This is a genomic window from Neorhizobium sp. T7_12 (assembly GCF_002968535.1).
Lineage (GTDB): Bacteria > Pseudomonadota > Alphaproteobacteria > Rhizobiales > Rhizobiaceae > Neorhizobium > Neorhizobium tomejilense.
The window spans coordinates 516,547-534,002 of the sequence record NZ_PVBK01000002.1 but is presented as its reverse complement, the minus strand read 5'-3'; the positions used below and the strand labels follow the sequence as shown (position 1 = coordinate 534,002).

Below are 17,456 nucleotides of genomic sequence, written 5' to 3'. Positions count from 1 at the left end.
AATTGTGCGGGCCAATCGGAGCTATCCCGTTAAATTCCGGCACAATCTGGGCCGGTTTCTTCCCATATGGTTAATTTCTGCTAAGCTCCCGGGATTTTAGGAGTTTTGCATCTTCGTATGGTTTAAATTCTGTTAACAACATTCCACAGCATCATTCGAAGGCAGGCGTCATAATTGTGCAGGGTGGCCGAATGTGCCACTACAATACGCCTAAGGTGGCGAGGAATATCGTCCTTTTGCCCCGGATGGTAGGTTGGTAAGCTTTCATTATCATCCGTTTGAAAGAACGGCCATCCGACTTGAAAATGAATAGGAAACTGGAAATCCGCTTTGTGGGTGGAGAGTTTCCGGCAGGCAGCGTTCCATCTGTCGGTCTGCGGGCGGCAGCGCGTCAGATGGGATTTGCCGGGCGAGTATGTAACGAGGCGTAACCGCATGGCAAAGAACCCTAGCAGCGAGTCGATCGATGAGACGGCGTTCCAGGCGTTGGAAGATGCCCTAAAAATCAACTTCAACGATGATCAGTCGCGCCAAAGATCAGTGCCCCATGCCTCGGAGGCCAGAGTGCCAGACACTAACAAACCGCGTCAGACCCAGTACCAGGACGATGCCGCCGAATCATACAGATCGGCAGCCACCGAGACCGCTGCCAAATCCCCCACGTTCCAGCCCGCCAACGATGCGGGCAAACGCAGTTCGACTGCGATCCTGCGGACGCTGGAAGGCGGCGCGATGCGCTCGTCCATCCGCAATGCGGTGATCGTCTCGATCCTCTGGGCAATCGGCGGCATCGCGCTCGGGCAGATGATCTACGGCAACCAGCTCTGGCAGATTACCTCGGTCGAAGGCGTTCTCGCGGCGCCCGGCATCGTCGCGCTGGCGGTCTGTATCCTCATTCCCATCATGCTGTTCTTCGCCTTCGCGATCATGATGGCCCGCGCTCAGGATCTGAGAACCGCCGCCCGTTCGATGGCCGAGGTTGCGCTACGCCTGTCCGATCCGGAAACCGTCGCCTCCGAGCGAATCATGAGCGTCGGCCAGGCCGTGCGCCGCGAAGTCTCGGCGATGAACGAAGGCATCGAGCGCACCATCGCCCGCGCCGCCGAGCTCGAGACGCTCGTCCATTCGGAAGTGAATGCGCTGGAGCGGAGCTTCACCGACAACGAATTGCGGGTTCGCGGCCTCGTCCACGAACTCGGCGCCGAACGCGACGCGATCGTCAACCACGCCGAGCGCATCCGTTCGTCGATCGTCGGAGCGCATGATCAGCTCAAGGAAGAGCTGTCGCTCGCGACCGAAGAAATCTCCATTCGCCTGGCGACATCCGGCGAAGCCTTTGCGTCGATGATCGAGACGCGCGGCGCGGCGCTGATGGAGAAGTCCAACGCCGCCGGCGAAGCACTCGGCAGCCTGCTGACGACCAAGACCGAAAACCTGCTGCAGACGCTCAATTCCTCCGGTTTCGCGCTCGCCCACGAGTTCGACGAGCGCATGGATGCGATCAATACCGTGCTGTCTCAGCGCGGCCAGGCGCTTCTCAACGAATTCCAGACGCGCGCCTCTTCTCTCGACGCCAATACCGAAAAGCTCAACGCGGCGCTTGCGGACCGCACCCGCCAGCTGAACGAGACGCTGCTGGCCCGCACGAAGGAAATCACTGACGGACTTGCCGAAAGCGAACAGACGCTCACCGGTTCGCTCGGCGGCATCCTTGCGGCCCTCAACAGCTCGCTCGAAGAAAAGAGCTCGTCTTTCCGCCAGAACCTGCAAAGCACGGTCGAAGACGTTGTCCTCGACCTCGACATGCGCACCGGCTTCTTCGAAGAGCGCCTGCAGACGACCGTCGGCCTGCTCAGCACGACCTTCGACGACAGCATCTCGCAGTTCACCTCCGCCTTCGACCAGCGCGCCGGCACGCTCGACAGCAAGCTGATGGACAGCCTCGCCCGCATCAACGAGACGGTGGCAAGCGGTTCGGATGCGATCGAAAACATCCTCTCGTCCAGCGTCGAGCGCATCAGTTCCTCGCTGACCGACCAGTCGCTCGCACTCGAGACGACGCTCGGCACCGGCCAGGAAATGCTGGATGCCATGCTCGGAAGCCGCTCGCGCGAGCTGTCCGACGCATTGTCGGCCCGCAGCACTGAAATTCAGGATACGCTGGCCTCCCGCGCCACCGAAATCCAGGATGCACTCGTGACGCACACCGGGGAACTCCAGGACGTCCTCGGATCCAGGACCAGCCAGCTTCGGGATGTACTCGGAACACGCACCAGCGAACTCCAGTCCGTGCTCGTCTCGCGCACCGAGGAACTTCAGGGAGCCCTTGAAGCACGCACCAGCGAGTTCCAGGACGTCATCACCACGCGCACCGGCGCACTCCACGAAGCACTGGAAACACGCACCACCGAGCTCCAGGACGTATTGACGACGCGCACCAGCGAACTCCAGGGCGTACTCGCCTCGGGCACCGGGGAACTGCACGGCGTGCTCGGGACGGGCACCACCGAGCTTCAGGACGCGCTTGCATTGCGCACCGGCGAGCTCAAGGACGTGTTTGCATCCGGCACCGGCGAACTTCACGCCGGCTTTGCCAACGCTCGTCAGGACATCGAAACAACGATCGCCGACCGCAGCAGCAGCCTTCTCAGCACGCTTTCGGAAAACCAGGCAAAGTTCGAACAGAGCCTAGCCATCCGCTCGGGCGCCATTGTCGCTGCCCTTTCCGGCAGCCACGATCATCTGACCGAAGTGCTGAGCCAGAAAGCCAGTGCGATCGAAACGCTGATGTCCGGCGCACCGGAACGGCTCGCCGGCATGTTCGACGAAAAGTCGGAACACATCTCGCGCACGCTCATTGCCAGCGAACGGCAGCTCGGTGACGAGCTGGGCCGGCGCGCTTCCGAAATGCAGACGTCGCTCGATACCAACCGCGAGCGGATTTCCGAAATCCTCGAAGACAAGTCGATGGAACTCGCCACGTCCTTCGCGCTCGGCGAAGATCGTCTCGCCGGCATGCTCGACGAGAAGTCGGATTCCATCACCCGCGCACTTTCGGAAACCGAACAGCGCATGAGTGGAGACCTGGCCCGCCGTAGCTCGGAAATCAACGAGGCGCTGGGCGTCAACCGGGACAGGCTCGCAGAAATCCTCGACGACAAGTCGATGGAAATCGCCACCTCCTTCGCGCTTGGCGAAGACCGCCTCGCCAGCATGCTGGACGAAAAGTCGACGGCGATCGCCAACACCTTCATCGATGCCGATGTCCGCATCGAGCAATCCTTCGCGGCCCGCGCCGAAGCGATCCGCAACGCCTATGCCGATAACCAGCTCAATCTCGACCTGTCGCTCGAAAACCGGACGGCCGAGATCGCCCGCGTTCTCGAAAGCGGCGGCGATCGCCTCGAACAAACCGTCGGCAGCGCAAGCGGCCGCATCGAGACCGCGCTCGCAACCGGCGCACAGCGTTTCGAAACGGGCATGGCGGACGGACTGGAGCGTGTCGAAGCCGTTCTCGGCTCGACGCAGGAGCGTATCGCCGCAACCATCGGCCTTGGTCACCAGCAGCTGGAAACGACGCTCGGTTCCGGTTACGAGCAGATCCGCGACACCCTGGACGAACGCACGAAGTCGCTCACGACAACGCTCAGCGACGCCCAGAGCCAGATCGGCGACCTGATGCAGGATCAGGTCACCTCCTTCGGAACCTCGATCGCGGCCAGCGCCGGAATGCTGGAAATGTCGCTCGAAACGCAGCAGAACGCGCTGCGCGACGCTATCGACACCGCGGGGCAGTCTCTCGAAGAACGTCTGCGCGACAATGTCGGTACGCTCGCCGTCCGGCTTTCCGATGCCGCAAGCGAAATCGGCCGCTCGGCCGACGCCTTCTCCAACCGCATCCGTCAGACGGTCGGCGGGGTTCAGGGCGCGCTCGAAGAAACCGGCAGCCGCATCGAAACGACGTTCGGTGGGCTCGAAGGCCGGATCCGGGGCGAAATCCTCGAGGCGGCCCAGCTCGTCGACGAGGCCGGCGTCAATCTTTCCACCACGCTCACCAACCGCACGGCCGATCTGGAACGTGTCGCCGTCGAGGCTTCGGACCGCATCACCGAGACCATGGATGGCCGCACCGCCCGTATCGAGGAACGCCTCGGCACGATCGACCGCGCGCTGACCATCGGTCTCGACAACGTCACCAAGACCATCGAAAGCAAGGCCGTCGGCCTTGCCTCGACACTGCGCGAAGCAGTCGGCGCCGCGGCCCAGAGCATGGACAGCGAAGCCACCCGCTCCGCCGAAGTGCTGGCGCGTGCCGGTGCCGAGTTCACCGAGGAACTCACCAACCGCAACGCCGAATTCACCAAGGCGATCGAGGAACGGTCGACCCAGATCGTCGGCCGGATTTCGGAAACCCAGAACCGGCTTGCCGGCCAGGCGGCAACCGTAGCGCTTGCCTTCTCGGAAGCCGGCAATGCGATCGTCCACAAGGTCGCGGAGGCGGACAGCCTGGTGAAGCGCCAGGTCACGGCAATCTCCGAGGCGCTGGACGAAGCACAGAAAGCGCTCGACTCGCGCGGCGACGGTATCCGCACCACGCTCGCCGATACGGCAAACCAGCTCGACACCGCCATGGACGCCGTCGACCGGGCACTCGCGGCCCGCGGCGACGCCATCCACTCGGCTCTCGACGCCCGCGCCCGCGACCTGAACTCCATGCTCGCCGGCCGCTCGGCGGAACTGGCACGCCTTCTCGATGAAAAGGCAAAGCCCATGGTCGAGGAATATGCCGCGACCGGCCGAACCGCCATCGAACAGATGACGACCGCTGCCCAGCAGGGTGCAGAGCTTCTTTCGGCCGCAGCGCAAGAAACATCGGCACGGCTTTCCTCCGCCGCGGAAGAGACGACCGCGCGGCTTTCCTCCGCTACGGAAGAATCGACGGCGCGCATTCGCAACGAGAACTCGGCGCTTGTCGACGCGATCGCCGCGCGGACCAACGAGACGCTCGCCGCCATTACGCAGCGGACCGAGAGTGCCGCCGGCACCATGCGTCACGTCGAACAGGGCCTGTCGGCCAGCGTCAACAGCCTCATCGACAAGCTGGCGGAAAGCAATTCGAACATTTCGGCGATGGTCCAGGAGACAGCGAAGGAATTCGGCAGCACCGCCGATGCCGTCGCCCATCACCTTTCGGAAGCCGACCGCAAGCTCAGCGTCACGGCCAACCGGTTCGTTCAGTCGGCAACCAACTCCGCCGACATCGTTTCCGGCTCGACCCGCATGCTCGAAGACAATATCGGCCGTATGTCGGACGTCTTCGGCAATACGCTCGAGCAGGTCAGCAGCCTCGTCGGCCGTTTTGACGACCACTCGAGGGTGCTTGTCGAAGCATCCGAGCTCCTCGGTGCGGCACAGTCCAATCTCGTCAGCACGCTGGACGAACGCCAGAATGCACTGCGCAACCTGTCGACCGGCCTGGTCAAGCGTTCCGAGGAAATCGAGACGACGATGCGCAGCCTGACGACCTTGGTCGATGGCGCTTTCGAGCGGGCGGAAGAACGTTCGCTGCAGGTCGGCTCGCGGCTTCGCGAAAGCCTGCATGCCTCGTTTGCCGATATCGGCCGGACGCTCGGGGAAACCCAGCATCGCGCCGAAGTTACCGCCGATGCGATGCGCGAAGCGCTGATCAGCGCCGGCAGCGACGCCAACCACGCCATCGAGACGACGCTGTCTGACGCCGAGAAGCGCACCCGCGACCTTTCCGAACGGATGCGCGGCAGCATTTCGCAGTCGCTCAGCGACGTCGAGCAACTGCTGTCGGATGCCACCACCCGCTCCGGCAGCGCCGCCGAACAGCTGCGCGACACGCTCCGGGAATCGGTCGAGGAAGCCATCAACCGCTTCGCCGGCGCGACCGACGAAATCCGCCGCTCGGCGCAGGATATCCGCCGCGAGCTGGATACGACCCGCACCGAACTCAAGCGTGGCGCCTTCGACCTGCCGGAAGAAGCCAAGGAAAGTGCCGCCGCCATGCGGCGTGCCGTCGCCGAGCAGATCAAGGCGCTGCAGGACATCTCGGCTCTGGTCGGTCGCTCGACGCAGAACTTCGAGATTGCCGAGCCTTCGGCACCACGCCAGGCGCCTGCTCCGCAGCCGGCTCCTGCCCGTCCTCAGCCTGCCGCCGCAGCCATTCCGCAGCCGGCTCCGCCTGCGCCACGCAACGATCCCTATGCCGGAAACGCCCTGCGCGGCACGCTGCCGCTCGATCGCCAGGCACAGGCGCCCGTCGCCCGTGCACCGGAGCCACGTGGCACCGATGGCGGCTGGATCAGCGACCTCTTGCGCGGCGCATCGCGCGACGAAGTGGCGGAGACACCGCCGGCACCCCGTCAGCAGCCGCAGCCGGCACCACGTGCCGCCGAACCGGCCCCCGCTCCGCGCGGCAACGGCGACAACCGCAACCCGCGCCATATGGTGGAATCGCTGAATTCGCTGTCGGTCGATATCGCCCGTGCGATCGACCATGACGCCTCGGTCGACCTGTGGCGGCGTTACCAGCGCGGCGAGCGCGACGTCTTCACCCGTCGCCTCTACACGCTGAAGGGCCAGCAGACCTTCGACGAGATCAAGCGCAAGTACGACCGCGAACCGGAATTCCGGACCGCAGTCGACCGCTATATCGCCGATTTCGAAAAGCTGCTCGCCGACGTCGCCCGCACCGACCGCGACAAGACGGTAACCCAGAGCTACCTCACCTCGGACACGGGCAAGGTCTACACGATGCTGGCCCATGCCGCCGGCCGGTTCAACTAAGAACCGGATCGGAACCGCGCGAAGTTTAAAGCCGCCTTTCGGGGCGGCTTTTTTGTTGGCGGATCGGTGCAGGTTCAGAAATCTTGAGTTGCCGGGACGGGCAGCGTCCCCAAGGACCGGGAAAGCTATCATTCCCGACGGGCTTCTAGATGGCCGGTCCATCCCTGTGAACGATATGCTTCATCTCTTCCGGAATCGCGGTGAGAAGGCTGCGGAGGGGCAGAGGCTTCAGGTCAAACGCGTCCAAGTTATCGAGCGTCGGCAGCACCCAGCGAAACTCCAGATCGGTTTCACCGTCACGGCTGCGATGGATGATCTCGCGTTCGTCGAAAGCAAGGGGCCGAGACAGTTCAGCCTCGAAATAAAAGCCGATCTCATGAGCTTTTCGACCGCCGAGCTCAAAGAAGTTTTCGATCACGAAGCGAAGTGGCCCGATGCGGGCTTCACAGCCGATTTCTTCTTCGATCTCGCGCGCCAACGCATCGGCACCTGCCTCGTGAAATTCGACGCGTCCGCCGGGCAAAGCCCAAAAGGGATCGCTCACGGCGCGGTGAATCAGGATATGCCGGTTGGACCAGATCAGCGCACCAGCCCTGAATTGGAAGCGCGACGAGCCACGGTCAAGGACTATCATCGTTCTGCCGTGGTCATCCATAACTTCAACACCTGATTTTTTAGATCGCGGAGTCGATTGCCAGCCGGTTCCAAGGCGGATCAGCGACCGCAAGCTGATTCGATGCGAGCCAAGGTATTACCTACCGCCGAAACCAAAACGTCCTGCGAGCATCACATCGACTTCAGCGACCAGTCGACGATCTCGGCGCCGACCTTGGCGAAGGCGCGATCCAGGGCCTCGATGAAATCGCGGTTCTCGGCGCCCGAGACCGGTGCGGTTGCCTTGAACACGCTCTGGGCGCGCACGGTGCCGTTGCGGTCGTTGAGGATCTTTGCCGAGATTTCAACGTTGGCCAGACGCGGGCTGCCGGCCGTGACCTCGAAGGCGCGGATATCGGTCACGACCTGATAGTCGATCGCGAGGCCCTGCCCCGGCTTGCCGACGCCGCCGAGGCGACCGGAATTCTCGAAGGCCTCGACCAGCTTAGACTGGACGAGCGCCGGCAGGCGGTCTCCCCAGCGGGAATCGGCGAGATACTGGATTTCGGAAGCTGAAACGCGCACCACGACCTGTTCGCTGTTCAGCAATTTCAGCGCCGTCGGTTCGGGCACCAGGATCTGTCGGTTGCGGGCAGAGACGCCCTGGCCGGACGGGGTGATCGACAGGTCGAACGTGTCGTTGTTGGCCTTGCTGCCGCAGCCGCCCAACAGCGCCGCGACAAGCGGCAGCGCAAGCAGAACCGGGGCACGGGCCGCGCGTCGCATCAGAACCTCAGAACCGGTCATCAAAATCCCACTCTTTCCATCACTGAAAATGCCCCGCCTACCGCCGCGTTCTGCCGTCATATTCCTTCACCGTCTCGCCGCCGAAAATCAGCCGCTGCGGGTTCTGGTCGAAATTGGTGATCGTCTGGTCGAGCGACTGCACCGTGCGGCGCGCATCGTTGACCAGCGTCTGGATGTCCCTCAGGCCGCCTGCCGAAAATCGCGACAGGTTGTCGGCGATCGGCCCGACCCGCGCATTGATGTTGTCGGCAACGGTGCGGAAGGATTCCAGCGTCTTGCGCGCCTCGGCGAACAGGCCTTGCGAATCGTCGCTCGAAACAAGCCCGTCCACCTTGGCGAGGATGCCGTCGACACGGCTCGAAGCGTCATTGAGTTTCTTTGCCAGATCGGTGAAATCGCCGATCGCGCGGTCGATATCGTCCTTGCGGTGCGCGAAATTGTCGACCACGCTGCGGGCTGAGCCGATGGTCTGGCGGGCGTCCTCGGAGGCGGCGGTGATATTGCGGATCGTCGTCGCGACCTGGTCGGTATTGACGGCACCCAGCACGGTATCGGCGCGCTTCAGAAGAACCTGGGCGTCCGCTCCCGCCTTCTCGAAATTGGCCGCGGCGTTGCGGACATTGGTCACCAGGTCGTCGAACTTATCCGAGGCCGTGGCGATATTGCGCGTGGCGCGCTCCGTATTGGAGACCACGGCATTGATCTTTTCCGCATCGATCGCGCTCACCAGCCGTTCGGCGGCTGCAAGCGTGGAGTTCAGCGTTCCGGAGACCCGGTCGATCGTCGTCGAAAGCGTCGAGAGGCTGTTCAGGAACTTGTCTATGCTGTCGGAATTCTGGGCCAGCGCCGAGGTGAAGGTTTCCACATTGCGGATTGTCTGGGTCAGCGGACCTCGCGCGTCGGAGACGAAGCCTTGAATATCGCTGATCGCCGCGTCTGCCCGGTCGAGGATCTTGTCGGCGGTGGCGAGCAGATTGGTGACGCTCGACTGCTCAGCGATCAGCACGGCTGGCCGGCCGTTCTCGATCGATTTCTGGAGGATGTTCTCCTCCCCCTTGGCGCCGCCGGAAAGCTCGATATAGGCGGCCCCCGTCAGGCCCTGCACTTCGAGTGCGGCCTGGGTGGACTGATAGACGGGCGCATCGGCCCGCACTTCGGTGAAGGCGATCGAATAACGGGGGTCGTCCGGGTCGATCGTGAGGCTGCGCACCGAACCGACCGGAATGCCGTTGAAGCGAACCGGAGAGCCGACCGACAGGCCGTTCGCCGAACCCGGGATGCGGATCGCCAGGTCGGCCATCGGTCCGCCGCGGCCGGATTGCGCCATCCAGTAGACGAAGCCGAAAGCGGCAGCGATCACCAGCAAGGTGAAGAAACCGACAAGGGCGTAGTTGGCTCTGGTTTCCATAGATTACGTCACTCTTCTACTTCTGCCGCAGGCTGCTTTTCTTGGACCACGACTGACCGCGCCCGCTTGCCGCGGAAATAGGACTTTACCCATGGATCGTCACAGGCAAACATATCCTCAAGCGTACCCTCGACCAAGACCCGTTTCTCGCCAAGCACAGCAATTCTGTCGCAGACCGAGAAGAGGCTGTCGAGGTCGTGGGTCACCATGTAGACGGTCAGGCCCAGCGTATCGCGCAGCCTGGCGATCAAAGCATCGAAATCGGCGGCACCGATCGGATCGAGGCCGGAGGTCGGCTCATCGAGGAAAACGAGGTCCGGATCGAGCGCCAGGGCACGGGCAAGTGCAGCGCGCTTGATCATGCCGCCCGAGAGTTCGGATGGATATTTGTCGGCGGCGTCAGGCGGCAGGCCGACCATCTCGATCTTCAGATAGGCGAGTTCGTCCATCAGCGACTGCGGCAGATCGAGATATTCGCGCATCGGCAGCTGGATGTTTTCCTTGACCGTCAGGGCCGAGAACAGCGCTCCGTGCTGGAAGAGCACGCCGAGCCGCGTGTCGAGCGCCATGCGCTCGTCTTCCGAAACCGTGTCGTAGTCAGCGCCGAGAATGTGGATCGTGCCGGAACGGTGCGGCAGAAGGCTGAGAACGGTGCGCATCAGCACCGATTTCCCCGTGCCGGACGCGCCGACGAAACCCAGGATCTCACCGCGATAGATGTCGAGATTCAGATGGTCGAGCACCAGCTTGTCGCCGAAGCCGACGGTCAGGTCGCGGACCGACAGCACCACCTGCCGGCCTTTCGACTTGTCCTTGATCGCGGTCTGCGGCACCTCTTCCAAACCGTTCTCCATCAGAAATCGATCGCCGAATAGAAAAGGGCGAACATCGCGTCTATGAAGATGACGGCGAAGATCGATTTCACCACCGAGGTGGTGACGTGCTGGCCGAGCGATTCGGCGCTGCCGCCGACCTTCATGCCCTCGACGGCGGCAACGATGCCGATCGCCAGCGCCATGAACGGCGCCTTGATCATGCCCGAGGCGACGGAGGTATGGTCGATCGCCTCATGGAGGCGCGACAGATAGGTATCGAAGGTGATGCCGGAATAGGCAAGAGCAACGACGGCCGCTCCGAACAGGGCCGAAAAGTTGGCGATGATCGTCAACAGCGGCAGCGCCACGGTCAGGGCCACGAGGCGCGGAAAAATCAGCACGCCGACTGGATTGAGACCGATCACCGTCAATGCGTCGATCTCCTCGCGCATCTTCATCGACCCGATCTCGGCGGTGATGGCGCTGCCCGAACGGCCGGCGATCATGATCGCGGTCAGCAGCACGCCGATCTCGCGAAGCTGCAGGATGCCGACCAGATCGACGACAAAAATCTCGGCCCCGAAATACCGGAGCTGGAAGGCGCCCTGCTGGGCGATGATAGCGCCGATCAGGAAGGACATCAGCACGATGATCGGCACCGCGCGCACGCCCATGCGGTCGATATGGGTGACGACCGAGGCCGGCGACACGCCGGCACCACGGCCGAATTTCATCTGCGCACCGCGAACCGCCGAGCCGAGAATATGCATGGCTGCGTAGAAATCGCCGCCGAGCGAGACCATCACTTGGCCGACCGGAGCAAACAGGCGTTCGAACAGGTTTCCCTTAGCTCCGCCGTCCGCAGGCGGCGCAGGAACGTGTTCCGGCAAGACGCCGATCAGTTCCCGGATGGGGCCTTCGCCGCCCACCAGGGCCGCTTCTCCGCCCTGCCCGCCCTTGGCGGTCATCAGCCGCCGGATAAGCCAGGCACCGGCTGTATCGACGCCGGTGATCCCGGAAAGATCGATCTCCACCTTGCCCCGGTTTGCGGCATTTTCGAACCGCTCGAACTCCTTGAGCACAGGTGCTATCGTCGGGCCGCGCCATTCGCCGGCCAATACGTATCGTTCACCGCCATCGCCGGGCATATTTTCGGCCTTGATTTCGGCTGGCTGGAACGTCACGTGTTTCTTTCGCGCTTAAGCTTGTCAGAAGTTTCAATACGATGCGGTTGATCGCACTTTCGAGACCGGCAATATAGCTGCGTCATAGGGATTTGCCACAACGGGACGCGTAAAACCATGAGCCGTCACCTCGAAGCCACAATAGAGACGTTTCCAATCTCCGGTTCGTTCACGATCTCCCGCGGCTCCAAGACCGAGGCGGAAGTCATCACCTGCGTCGTCAGTGAAAACGGCGTTTCCGGCCGCGGCGAATGCGTGCCGTACAAGCGTTACGGCGAGAGCCTGGAGGGCGTGATGGCGGAGCTCGAATCGGTCGCGAATGCCATCCGCGCCGGCCTGAGCCGTGCAGAACTGCAGAGGCGGATGAAGCCCGGCGCCGCGCGAAATGCCGTCGACTGCGCTCTCTGGGACCTCGAGGCGAAGCTAAATGGGCAGCGCGTTGCCGATATGATCGGCGCCACCAGCCGCAAACCCTTCGTCACCGCTTTCACACTGTCGCTGGGCGAACCGGAGGACATGGCGGCCGAAGCTGCAAGGAACGCGCAACGTCCGCTCCTCAAGGTCAAGCTCGGAACGAACAACGACGAGGCGCGGCTGAGGGCCGTTCGCGACGCAGCACCGGCCGCGCGGATCATCGTCGATGCGAACGAAGGATGGACCGAGGAAAACCTTGCCCACCACATGGCGATCGCCGCGGAAATCAATGTGTCGTTGATCGAACAGCCATTGCCCGCCGGCCAGGATGCGGCGCTTGGCCGTATCCACCGCCTCGTTTCCATCTGCGCCGATGAAAGCGTACATGCCACGGAGGGCCTGGAAAGCCTTCGCGACCGGTACGACGCGGTCAACATCAAGCTCGACAAGACCGGCGGACTGACCGAGGCGCTGGCGATGAAGGCGGAAGCACAGCGGCTCGGATTTGCCGTGATGATCGGCTGCATGGTCGGCTCGTCGCTCGCCATGGCGCCGGCCGTGCTGCTTGCCCAGGATGCGGACTATGCGGATCTCGACGGACCGCTGCTGCTGGCCCGCGACCGGCCGGGCGGGCTGCGCTACGAGGGTTCCCTCGTCTATCCGCCGGAGGCGACCCTCTGGGGCTGAAGTCTTGCCGCAAGCGCGATGATCGACAGGCCGACCAGCGCCAGAACCGACATAGCCACATAGCTCGTCGGGCCGAACTGGCGGTAGAGTACGCCGGAAAGCACCGTCGCAAGCGCAAGAAAGACGCCGTTGTAGAAGACATAGGCACCCTGCATCGAGGCTTCCTGGTCTTCGCGCACCGCCTCGACCAGCCGATGCTGGATGCCGATATGGACGAAGGCGAACGTGAAGGCGTGAGTGGCCTGCAGCGCCAGATATCCCCAGAAGTCGAGCGGCATCGGAAAGAGCGTCCAGCGGACCACCGCGACCGCACATCCGATCCGCATCAGCGTCCAGGGAGAAATCCGTCTGGCGATCCAGCCCGCTGCGAAAAAAACGATGATCTCCGACACGACGGCCGCGCTCCACAGGACGCCGATCGAGCCGCTCGAAAACCCGATCTGCTGCCAGTGGATGGTGCCGAACGTATAGAACATGCCGTGCCCTGCCTGCGCCACCGACGCGCCGATCATCAGCACGTGCAGGTCGAGCCTTCTGAGCGAGCTTGGCTGAGGCATCCTGTCCGGGTCCGGCCTTGCAACCGCCCGGCCGAGCTTCGGAGCCGCGAAGGCAACGGCGACGGTCAGGAGAAAACCGACCACTATCGCCCACGGAATAGCCTGGAAACCCCAGAAGCCTCGGAGTTCGCCGACGAGGAGCGCCACGGCCACGAAGCCGACGGATCCCCAGACGCGCATCGAACCATACTGAAAACCCCAGCGCCGGACCCCGCTGACGGCGATCGATTCGACGATCGGCGCATAGGGCGCGAAGACCGCCGCCTGAACGGCGATGACGATGAGAACCGGCCAGAAGTCGCGGGTGAAGAACATGGCGAATGCCGTCAACAACGACAACGCGCCGGACCAGGCGAGCATCAGGGTCCGTTCCGTCATCCGGTCGGCAAGCAGGCCGGCAACCGGGGCGGCAGCCACGCGCAGGAAAAGCTGGGCTGCGAGCACGAGGCCTATTTCGAATTCGGTAAAGGCAAGCCCGTCGAGCCAGACGGGCAGATAGGGCAGAATCACTCCGTTCACCCCGAGCGGCGCCCCATAGGCGATCGCACAGCGCAACTGGAAGAACCGGGGCGCTGTCTGCGCCGTATTTGAGGGAATCACGATTTCACGGGTGGGTTGCTGAAGTTTCAGCTTACCTAACACACACCCCTGTGCCTGCCTATGGCAAGATATAGCCCTCTGGCAGGCCCGTCCATCTGTTGCAGGCCGCTCAGGCGGCCCGCATGTCCTCGATGGATTGCGGCGCCGGCAAGGACTTGATTTCCGCCGTGGCGGCCATGTTCTGCCAGGAAATCAATTCCAGCGTGCCGTCGAAATTCTCGGCAATTGCCGTGCAGCTTTCCACCCAGTCGCCGGTATTGACGTAGTGGATGCCGTCGATGTCCTCCATGACGGCGTGATGGATATGGCCGCAGATGACGCCATCGACATTGTTGCGGCGGGCTTCGTCGGCGACGACCCGCTGGAACTCGCCGATGAAATTGACCGCGTGCTTGACCTGCAGCTTGGCCCAGGCGGAGAAGGACCAGTATGGCATGCCGAGGCGGCGGCGGATGGCGGCCAGCCCGATATTGATGACGATCGCCGCGTCATAGGCCCAGTCGCCGAGATAGGCGAGCAGGCGGGCGTTGCGGACCACGACGTCGAATTCGTCGCCATGCAGGACCAGGTATTTCTTGCCGTCGGCCATCTCGTAGATTTCGCGCTCGGCGACTTCGATGCCGCCGAAATGCGTGCCCGGGAAGGAACGCAGGAATTCGTCGTGGTTGCCGGGGATGTAGACGATGCGGGTGCCCTTGCGCGCCTTGCGCAGCAGCTTCTGGACCACGTCGTTGCAGCCCTGCGGCCAATACCAGTTGCGCTTCAACCGCCAGCCGTCGACGATGTCGCCGACCAGGAAAATGGTATCCGCTTCATGATAGCGCAGGAAATCCAGGAGGAAGTCCGTTCGGGCTGCCTTGGAGCCCAGATGAACGTCCGAAATGAAGAGCGTTCTGAAATGTCTTGTATCCATCTCACCGGTCACGAAGTCGTCCTTTCGCTGCCGCTTCTGTTGGCTTCAAAACCAGACTCGTGTTTCAGGATGATGACAGGGACCGGGAAAGGTGCGCCCCGCGCCGGAGCGCCCATGTTCCAATTTCCGCGATGACCGCAAATTAGCTGCTGTTGCTTTGGGTCGTTTGATGTAATGAGGGGTCTCTCCTTTCGACCCCTCAAAGACAGAACAAGCAAGCCAGGAGGAAACATGAACGCGCAGGACAAACCGAAGTCGCCGGCCATGCCGGTCAGCGGCGATCTCGACGAGCAGGCGCTGTTCTTCCACCGCTACCCGCGGCCCGGCAAGCTGGAGATCCAGGCGACCAAGCCGCTCGGCAACCAGCGCGATCTGGCGCTTGCCTATTCTCCGGGCGTTGCAGCCCCATGTCTGGCGATCCGCGATAACCCGGATTTGGCTGCGGACTATACCGCCCGCGCCAACCTCGTCGCCGTCGTCTCCAACGGTTCGGCCGTGCTTGGGCTCGGCAATATCGGTCCGCTGGCCTCCAAGCCGGTCATGGAAGGCAAGGCCGTCCTCTTCAAGAAATTCGCCGGCATCGACGTTTTCGACATCGAGATCGACGCCCCCGGCATCGAGGCGATGGTCTCGACCGTTTCGGCGCTTGAGCCGACCTTCGGCGGCATCAACCTCGAAGACATCAAGTCGCCGGAGTGTTTCGAGGTCGAACGCCGGCTGCGCGAAAAAATGAACATCCCGGTCTTCCACGACGACCAGCACGGCACGGCGATCATCGTCGCCGCCGCGGTCCTGAACGGGCTGGAACTCGCCGGAAAGAACATCGCCGACGTAAAAATCGTGACATCGGGCGCGGGTGCCGCGGCACTCGCCTGCCTGCATCTCCTCGTTTCGCTCGGCGCGAAGAAAGAAAATATCTGGGTCCACGACATCGAAGGCCTCGTCTATGACGGGCGCAATACGCTGATGGACGAGTGGAAGGAAATCTACACCCAGAAGTCCGACAAGCGAGTGCTTGCCGACAGCATCGGCGGTGCCGACGTGTTTCTCGGCCTGTCCGCCGCCGGTGTACTGAAGCCCGAACTCCTGGCACAGATGGCCGAAAAGCCGCTGATCATGGCGCTTGCCAATCCGACGCCGGAAATCATGCCCGAGCTTGCCCGCGCCGCCCGTCCCGACGCAATGATCTGCACCGGCCGTTCGGACTTCCCGAACCAGGTCAACAACGTGCTGTGCTTCCCCTACATCTTCCGCGGCGCGCTCGATTGCGGCGCCCGGACGATCAACGAGGAAATGAAGATGGCGGCGGTCAAGGCCATCGCGGCGCTTGCGCGCGAGGAAGTCTCCGACGTCGCGGCGCGCGCCTATTCCGGCGAGTCGCCGATTTTTGGCGCAGACTATCTGATCCCCTCGCCCTTCGATCCACGCCTCATCCTGCGCATTGCGCCTGCGGTCGCAAAGGCCGCGGCCGAGACCGGCGTCGCCGCGCGGCCGATCCAGGATTTCGAGGCCTATCTCGACCAGCTGAACCGCTTCGTCTGGCGCTCCGGTTTCGTCATGAAGCCGATCTTCAGCGCCGCCAAGGTTTCCGAAAAGAACCGGGTAATCTTCGCCGAGGGCGAGGACGAACGGGTGCTGCGCGCCGCTCAGGTTCTGCTCGAGGAAAAGACGGCAACCCCGATCCTGATCGGCCGTCCTTCGGTCATCGAGGCGCGGCTTGCCCGTTTCGGTATCCGGATCCGCCCGAATGTCGATTTCGCCGTGGTCAACCCGGAAGACGATCCGCGCTATCGCGACTATGTCGATGAATATTTTGCCCTGGTCGGCCGCGAAGGCATCAATCCGGAAGCGGCGCGCACCATCGTGCGCACCAACAATACGGTAATCGGTGCGCTGGCGGTCAAGCGCGGCGATGCGGACGCGCTGATCTGCGGCGTCGAAGGACGTTACGACAAGCATCTCAGCGACGTGAACCAGATCATCGGCAAGCGGCCGGGCGTCTGTGCCTTCTCGGGCCTCAGCCTAGTCATCTCCCAGCGCGGCGCGATGTTCTTCACCGACACGTTCGTGAATTACAATCCATCCGCGCAGGAGATCGCCGAGATCACCATTCTGGCGGCAGAGGAAATCCGCCGGTTCGGCATCGCCCCGAAGGCGGCGCTGATCTGCCACTCGAATTTCGGCTCGCGCGATTCGGAAAGCGCCCAGAAGATGCGGGCTGCCCTGAAGCTGGTCCGCCAGCGGGCGCCGGAGCTGGAAGTGGACGGCGAAATGCAGGGGGGCTCGGCATTGTCGGAAACACTGCGCAAGCGGGCCATGCCGGACAGTTCGCTGACCGGCGAAGCCAACCTGCTGGTTTTCCCGAATCTCGATGCGGCAAACATCTCGCTCGGTCTGGTCCGCAACCTCACGGACGCTCTGCATGTCGGCCCGATTCTTCTCGGGGCGGCCCAGCCGGCGCATATCCTGTCGTCCTCGGTGACGTCTCGCGGCGTGGTGAACATGGCGGCGCTCGCCGTCGTGGAAGCCTCGCAGCCAAATCTGCAGATTCAATCCTGAGTTGCCATCTTCTCGTGCTTTGGCGCGAGCGCCGTTCGGGGGCCCGAACGGCGCTTGGGATCGATTTCACCGTGCGGTGATCGCGGCTTTATGAGATTATCAACC

At 62.9% G+C, this 17,456-nt stretch carries 10 protein-coding genes; 3 read left to right on the top strand and 7 right to left on the bottom strand.

What is annotated here, in order from left to right:
* The first annotated feature begins 564 nt into the window (after positions 1-564).
* Positions 565-6,813: a hypothetical protein gene (locus C5J26_RS08565; RefSeq protein ID WP_371681898.1), complete on the top strand. Its 6,249-nt coding sequence runs from the start codon at positions 565-567 to the stop codon at positions 6,811-6,813.
* A gap of 145 nt (positions 6,814-6,958) precedes the next feature.
* Here C5J26_RS08565 and C5J26_RS08560 read toward each other — a convergent pair whose 3' ends face one another.
* The 5 genes from C5J26_RS08560 to C5J26_RS08540 all read right to left on the bottom strand — a co-directional run bounded on the left by C5J26_RS08560 (position 6,959) and on the right by C5J26_RS08540 (position 11,585).
* Positions 6,959-7,468, bottom strand: coding sequence for an NUDIX hydrolase (locus tag C5J26_RS08560; protein ID WP_105401344.1), 510 nt, complete (start codon positions 7,466-7,468; stop codon positions 6,959-6,961).
* 131 nt (positions 7,469-7,599) lie between these two features.
* Positions 7,600-8,214: an ABC-type transport auxiliary lipoprotein family protein gene (locus C5J26_RS08555; RefSeq protein ID WP_105401343.1), complete on the bottom strand. Its 615-nt coding sequence runs from the start codon at positions 8,212-8,214 to the stop codon at positions 7,600-7,602.
* A gap of 37 nt (positions 8,215-8,251) precedes the next feature.
* Positions 8,252-9,622, bottom strand: coding sequence for an MlaD family protein (locus tag C5J26_RS08550; RefSeq protein ID WP_105401342.1), 1,371 nt, complete (start codon positions 9,620-9,622; stop codon positions 8,252-8,254).
* An 8-nt stretch (positions 9,623-9,630) separates the two neighbouring features.
* A complete protein-coding gene (locus tag C5J26_RS08545) occupies positions 9,631-10,476 on the bottom strand; it encodes an ABC transporter ATP-binding protein (protein WP_105401341.1) in 846 nt (281 codons plus the stop codon).
* A complete protein-coding gene (locus tag C5J26_RS08540; RefSeq protein ID WP_105401459.1) occupies positions 10,476-11,585 on the bottom strand; it encodes an ABC transporter permease in 1,110 nt (369 codons plus the stop codon). Before C5J26_RS08540 ends, C5J26_RS08545 begins: the two co-directional genes overlap by 1 nt.
* A 153-nt stretch (positions 11,586-11,738) precedes the next feature.
* On the opposite strand from C5J26_RS08540, the gene dgcA reads away from it, so the two are divergent.
* Complete coding sequence (gene dgcA, locus C5J26_RS08535; protein WP_105401340.1) at positions 11,739-12,722, top strand: N-acetyl-D-Glu racemase DgcA; 984 nt, start codon at positions 11,739-11,741, stop codon at positions 12,720-12,722.
* On the opposite strand, the gene C5J26_RS08530 is transcribed toward dgcA, so the two are convergent.
* Together C5J26_RS08530 and C5J26_RS08525 are read right to left on the bottom strand one after the other, a co-directional pair.
* Positions 12,692-13,879: an MFS transporter gene (locus tag C5J26_RS08530; RefSeq protein ID WP_172745787.1), complete on the bottom strand. Its 1,188-nt coding sequence runs from the start codon at positions 13,877-13,879 to the stop codon at positions 12,692-12,694. The genes dgcA and C5J26_RS08530 overlap by 31 nt on opposite strands.
* A 109-nt stretch (positions 13,880-13,988) precedes the next feature.
* Positions 13,989-14,792 (bottom strand): UDP-2,3-diacylglucosamine diphosphatase, encoded by an 804-nt coding sequence (locus C5J26_RS08525; RefSeq protein WP_172717146.1) that lies wholly within the window; start codon positions 14,790-14,792, stop codon positions 13,989-13,991.
* 231 nt (positions 14,793-15,023) lie between these two features.
* Here C5J26_RS08525 and C5J26_RS08520 point away from each other — a divergent pair, with 231 nt between their 5' ends.
* Positions 15,024-17,351: an NADP-dependent malic enzyme gene (locus C5J26_RS08520; protein WP_105401337.1), complete on the top strand. Its 2,328-nt coding sequence runs from the start codon at positions 15,024-15,026 to the stop codon at positions 17,349-17,351.
* Positions 17,352-17,456 lie beyond the last annotated feature (105 nt).